Below are 5975 nucleotides of genomic sequence, written 5' to 3' on the forward strand. Positions count from 1 at the left end.
TTGGGTAAGACTTTTAGACTTTTTGTCAATCAAAAAGTACCAGTTGTGGGAGAGATAGGGGGAAAATTCTGGGACTTTTTCTCTGAAAATTAGGTAATTGACCAGATGAGAATCGGTAAAACCCTACACCCCACACCCCACACCCTACACCCTGTCCCCACGAAAAACTTTTTGCCGCAGACCCTAACTAAGTCAGCAGATTAGGTATCGGCTGCCCCTTCATTTTCCGAAGATTGTCTTTGATCGCTGGAATAACCGCCTCTACCTCCTCTGGTGGTGGTACGATTAGAGGCAGCCCGGAATTGACGCGCGTAGGCGCGGTTGCGTTCAGCTTTTTCTTTTTTCAAATTACGACGTTTAGCCACAAGAATCTCCTTGGGATATTAGATAGACAAGCGGGGAAACGAGCGATCGCTCCCCCTATTGACATTGACACTCTCCGCCCTAAAAGTGCGGAGATTCTTGGGCTGAATCCTGCCTCCACTAGCAACGCTAATTTTGGTCTTACGGTTTCATGTCTAGTCCGACTACACCGATAAGGCAAGCACTCTTATGGACTACTCCCCAAGCGTAAATTTCTGTGTGTCCCACAGTATTTAATTGTTTTGCGTTCTTACAGTTTGGACTTAATTGAACACCATTGACTGTTAGAAATTTTGAGATGACGGAGTAGGAAGTTTAACCTGCTTCCTCACGTTCTCACGGTTGGCAACCTGGAGCTATTCTCGCACAAAGCCGTCCTAAAAGGACGGGGTTTTCAACCCAAATTTCCGATCACCTAGAATGGTTACGGTCGGGGATTAGTAGCGACGCTCCCGATTGCGATCGCCGCCAGCACCGAAGGAAGATCTGGGTTCTTTTTCACGAGCTTGATTGACTTTTAATTCTCGTCCCATCCATTGAGCGCCGTCAAGAGCGGCAATAGCCTTCGCTTCTTGCTCTGGGGTTTCCATTTCCACGAAAGCGAACCCGCGTTTTCTTTTCGTTTCCCGATCCATGGGGAGGTGAACGCGCTTGATTTCACCATATTCCTTAAAAACCTCAACCACGTCTTCTTGGTCAACCTCGAAGGGGAGATTACCAACATAAATTGACATAAAACCTATCCTTGCACAGATAAAAACAACAGATTTGTAGAGAACCAAGATTTCGGGAACTAGCTGAACCAATACTAAACAGAAACGCTTTGACCATTAATACTGACAACGAGCCGCAGTGCCGACTTTTATTCTCAATTTCCATCCTAGCACATAGCTATTAGCTTTTATCGATTCTGCCTGTCTCGCCACGGGAGCGGATAAACTAGACTAGAATGCTGCCCTATAAAATGCCCTAATTATGAGTTTATCCCCCCATCCGCTCGAAACTGCCCTAAAAACCCTGGAAACTAAGGCCGAGGATTCGATTTCTGGGGTGCTTTCCCCACCTGTTGCCGAGAAACGGCAACAAGAGCCGGACTTCCTCCGGCAGTGCGTAGGATGCTCCCAAGAGGGTATCCTCGCCATACCCTCACATCTGGGTACAGTAATATATAGAACTCTATTCTTAAGGCCAGATGAGTGCTTCCTCCTTCGACTATAGAATGATCGATCCCATTTCTGGGCCGATCGATCCCAAAAAACAAGGGACGTTACGCCATTGGGGAAGTCATCCCTATTTTACCCGGCGCGCTTGGAATGTGGTACAGGAATATATTAAGCGTTTTAGTCAGGTGGGAGATGTGGTTTTAGATCCCTTTGGGGGATCGGGAGTGACTGCGGTAGAGGCTCTAGTTTTAAAGCGAAAGGCGATTTACTCGGATATTAACCCGATGGCTGGTTTTATCTGCCGCAATATCGCTGTTAGTCCCGTTAACATCGATGATTTTCGGTCTGCTTTCGATGACATCGCCAGAAATTGTCAGGAAAAGATTGAGGAAGTTTATCGAATGTCTCCAGAAGAAGCGGCGGATTTAGAGATTCCCTATTGGTATCCGCAAGGGGTTCGTTTACCGAAAAATGCGGACGCAGAATCTGTAGAAAATTTGTTTACCAAACGTCAATTATTTTCCCTTTCTCTAATTCTCAACCAGATTGAATTAATCACCGATCCGATCATTAAAGATTTAATGAGGTTTACTTTCTCGGCAACTCTCAATAAAACCAATTTAACCTTTAGTTCCACGAGAGGAAGAATAAAAAGCCGGGGAAATAGCGGAATTATGCGCTTATATCGCTATTGGATTCCTCCTCAAACTATCGATCTTAATGTCTGGGAACAATTCGAGCAGAAATTTAAGGGGACGGCAAAATTCAAGATCGAAACTAATACAGTAATCGGTGATTTTTATCAAGAAAATTTTTCAATTTTTGATTTCTCAGCGACGGACTTAACTGGCATATCGTCCGAATCCGTGGATTATATCTATACCGATCCTCCCTACGGACAACATATTGCCTATTTAGATCTCTCGACTATGTGGAATGCTTGGCTAGGATTTGAAGTGAGCGATAACGCAAGAGAATTGGAAGCGATCGAAGGAGGAGATTTAAAGAAATCGAAAGAAACTTACATCAATTTGTTATCGAATTCCATTCGAGAAATGTTTCGAGTTTTGAAATTTGATCGCTGGATGAGTATTGTTTTTGCTCACAAAGATCCCGCCTATTGGGATGCAATCGTTAAATCTGCTCAAGAAGCTGGTTTTGAGTATGTAAATTCCTCTGTACAACATTCTACTACGCCCTCATTACACAAAAAGAAAAATCCTCTGACTGTCCTATCGGGAGAGTTAGTTTTAAACTTTAGAAAAGTGAATAATCCCAAAACAATCGCCATCAGTAAAGTCGGGATCGATATCCTGCAAATTATTAAAGAAGTGGCCGAGATGACAATCGTTAAAAGTTCGGGTGCTTCCACAGAAGATATTTATAATGCGCTCATTCCTAAATTATTGGAAAATGGCTTACTAACCCAAGTCAAGAAACAAATATAGCGTTTCCCAATCTCATGAGGTACACCAAAATCTTAACTCCTGACTCCTCAAAACCTAAGACTCTGTACCTCACAACTATGGGAATTGCTATAGATGATATTACTCCTTTGTTAAAAGAGGAATTCAACTTTTCGGAATTAGATCATCTCTGGAGAATTCGTACAAATACGAAAATCGGTTGCTTTATTCCGCTAGAAGATCGAATAAGATTTTATCTCTTGGATTTTCTAACTGCCAAAAAACGACAGGGAAAAGTAGCAACTTTTGATGAAATTATTTTTGCGATCATGCCTAACCTGATCAACGGGACAACACCAAGCGATCAATCGATTTTAAAGGTTTTAGAAAAGTTAGCTTATTCTCCCGATGGTCGGCACTGGCAACTAGGGCAAGAAGAAGGTCTTCAGCTAACTCTCGATTTAAATATAGAGCCAATTTCTTCCGTTTTAACTGGTTTAGATTTTCCCAAACAAGCAGATAAAATTCCTCACGATCAAATTATCTACGCTCTGGCAAAAATTGCTATTGCTGTCGGATTAAAGCCTTATATTGGCAAAAAAGAACAATCTACAGGTTATTGGAATGGAGAAGCTTTTAAAGATATTTCTCTAGAAAAATTACCGATCGATAAATTAGGAAAGTGGGACAGAGATAAAATACAACAGATCGATCTCATCTGGTTTAATAACTTAGGCGATGCAGTGTTCGCTTTTGAAGTAGAAACCAGTACACCGATCACCACAGGAATCGATCGCTTTATGGAATTACTAAAAATTTATCCAGAACTGGCAGGAAAACTTGTGTTAATTGTTCCACCGAAGCGAGTCAACAAACTGAAAAAAATTCTTAAAGATTCCCACTATATTGGACATCCTCTCTATATGGAGAATAAATTAGTCTATAGTTTTTCTAATCAAATTGCCGAAGTTTACCAGAAACTCTCCTCGTCAACTAAACTAGAATTATCTGCGGTTTTTGCCTCGATCGAGTTCATTTTAAAAAAACCAGAAATCTGATGCAATCAAGAGAAGCTGGTTCCTATTGAAAGTTCTAGGTTCGACGAGGCACTCATGCAATAAGCTCCCATTTGATCAGAGGGGACAGGGAGCGATGAACATGATACAGCAAACCATCTCAGGGAATCGTCACCCCGGAAAGCAAATCGCCCCTGCAACTGTCTCCCCAAATTCCCTCTCTTGATAAACTAGACTAGAATGCTGCCCTATAAAATGCCCTAATTATGAGTTTATCCCCCCATCCGATCGAAACTGCCCTAAAAACCCTGGCAGCGAAAGCGGAAAATTCCATCGAACAAACAACAACCCTAGAAGACTTAGAACAGCTAAGGGTGAATTATCTCGGTAAGAAAGGAGAATTATCGCAGATTTTACGGGAAATGGGCAAATTAACCCCCGAAGAGAGACCGCGCCTCGGTGCGATCGCTAATGAGGTCAAAGAATTAGTACAATCGCTGCTGGAATCCCGGCGAGAAAGTCTCCAGAATGCCCAAATTAAGGCGAAATTAGCGGCGGAAACCCTCGATGTCACCCTACCTGCTCTTAGCCGTCCTTTAGGGCGAATTCACCCCTTAAATAGCACAGTTGATCGCATGATCGATATTTTCGTCGGTCTGGGTTACAGCATCGCCACCGGGCCGCAGGTAGAAACCGATTATTATAATTTTGAGGCTTTAAATATCCCTGCTGACCATCCGGCCCGGGATATGCAGGATACTTTTTTCTTGAGGGATGGTCGTTTATTGCGGACCCATACCTCCCCGGTGCAGATTCGCTACATGGAAAGTCACGAACCCCCGATTCGGATTGTGGCCCCGGGCCGGGTTTATCGTCGCGATACCGTGGATGCAACCCATTCCGCGGTTTTCCATCAAGTGGAATTATTAGCGGTGGACCGGGGATTAACCTTTACGGATTTGAAAGGAACAATTAAAGAATTTCTTAAGCAAATGTTTGGGGCCGATTTACCGGTTAAATTCCGCGCTTCCTACTTCCCTTTTACCGAACCCTCGGCCGAGGTAGATGTGCAGTGGAAAGGCAAATGGTTGGAGGTGATGGGCTGTGGTATGGTGGATCCCAATGTCTTAAAAGCAGTCGGTTATGACCCCCAAATCTATACGGGTTTTGCTGCTGGTTTTGGCGTGGAAAGATTTGCTATGGTATTACATGAGATAGACGATATTCGCCGTTGTTATAATAGCGATATCCGCTTTCTCCGCCAATTTTAGGGGGATAAACCCGATGGTCATGAGTGAAGATTTAACCAAAAAAAGACTCCTATCCGTGGCTTGTCATGCTTCGATCTTTTTGAGTGCTACGCTGGTATCGGTGGGGATTCCCTTAGCTATTTATTTCATTTCTGATGATGAAACGGTGAAGGAAAACGCCAAAGAAGCTTTAAACTTTCACCTGAATATGTGGTTATACTACCTAATTGCCGGGATTCTAGTTTGGGTTTTAATCGGTTATTTGCTCTTACCGATTCTTGCTGTGGTGAATATTGTTCTCCCCATTCTTGCTATCCTGCAAGTCTGGAACGATGCTTATAAGGTTTTCCGTTATCCTTTTATTTTCCGGGTTCTGTAATTAATTATCGGGGTTGCAACCTGTTCAACCCTCGGTGCATCTCATTTTTGTAAATCTGTTGAGTTGGGATTTTTAAATGTAAACTGTCTTCTAAAATTGGTAATTACTTCCGATTTTATCACTCAATCCACGTCTTTGGGGGGTAGAACCCCCCAAACCCCTAGGGTTGATTCATTTAAATTAAGTACAGCTGATTTTGAGTCAATAAATTTGACTGAAGATTCTCAAGTTTATCTTTTTCTAACCAAAAGAGTTAGGGTTCTTCGTTACTTGGTATGGTTCAATAGGGGGGCATAAATCGACTAAATCCTTATCTGGCAAGAGACTTAATTGATTAGTTCGCTCTAGAGCAAAAACAATTGACAAAAATCGCCAAATGCCTTTCTAAATAAGGGTTC

Annotated in this window: 7 protein-coding genes; 4 read left to right on the forward strand and 3 right to left on the reverse strand. The window is 42.7% G+C overall.

What is annotated here, in order from left to right:
- Positions 1-200 precede the first annotated feature (200 nt).
- Together O9332_RS10040 and rbp are read right to left on the reverse strand one after the other, a co-directional pair.
- Positions 201-365, reverse strand: a complete 165-nt coding sequence (locus O9332_RS10040; RefSeq protein WP_002733784.1) for an Asl3888 family RNA-binding protein — start codon at positions 363-365, stop codon at positions 201-203.
- Between the two features lie 435 nt (positions 366-800).
- Complete coding sequence (gene rbp, locus O9332_RS10045) at positions 801-1097, reverse strand: RNA-binding regulator (RefSeq protein ID WP_002762425.1); 297 nt, start codon at positions 1095-1097, stop codon at positions 801-803.
- A gap of 458 nt (positions 1098-1555) precedes the next feature.
- Between rbp and O9332_RS10050 the strand changes: the two genes are divergently transcribed.
- The 4 genes from O9332_RS10050 to O9332_RS10065 all read left to right on the forward strand — a co-directional run bounded on the left by O9332_RS10050 (position 1556) and on the right by O9332_RS10065 (position 5577).
- Positions 1556-2974: a DNA methyltransferase gene (locus O9332_RS10050; RefSeq protein WP_002762426.1), complete on the forward strand. Its 1419-nt coding sequence runs from the start codon at positions 1556-1558 to the stop codon at positions 2972-2974.
- 77 nt (positions 2975-3051) lie between these two features.
- Positions 3052-3990 carry a type II restriction enzyme NmeDI-related protein gene (locus O9332_RS10055; protein WP_223213066.1) on the forward strand — a complete coding sequence of 313 codons (939 nt, stop codon included), beginning with the start codon at positions 3052-3054 and terminating at the stop codon, positions 3988-3990.
- A 224-nt stretch (positions 3991-4214) separates the two neighbouring features.
- On the forward strand, positions 4215-5219 hold the full coding sequence (gene pheS / locus O9332_RS10060; RefSeq protein WP_002762428.1) for a phenylalanine--tRNA ligase subunit alpha: 1005 nt from the start codon (positions 4215-4217) through the stop codon (positions 5217-5219).
- 13 nt (positions 5220-5232) lie between these two features.
- Entirely contained in the window at positions 5233-5577 is a 345-nt protein-coding gene (locus tag O9332_RS10065; RefSeq protein WP_002762429.1) for a DUF4870 domain-containing protein, read from the forward strand.
- A gap of 240 nt (positions 5578-5817) precedes the next feature.
- On the opposite strand, the gene O9332_RS10070 is transcribed toward O9332_RS10065, so the two are convergent.
- Positions 5818-5943: a hypothetical protein gene (locus tag O9332_RS10070; protein WP_287716789.1), complete on the reverse strand. Its 126-nt coding sequence runs from the start codon at positions 5941-5943 to the stop codon at positions 5818-5820.
- Between the last annotated feature and the right edge of the window lie 32 nt (positions 5944-5975).

This window comes from Microcystis sp. LE19-10.1B, assembly GCF_027530565.1.
Taxonomy (GTDB): Bacteria; Cyanobacteriota; Cyanobacteriia; order Cyanobacteriales; family Microcystaceae; genus Microcystis; species Microcystis aeruginosa.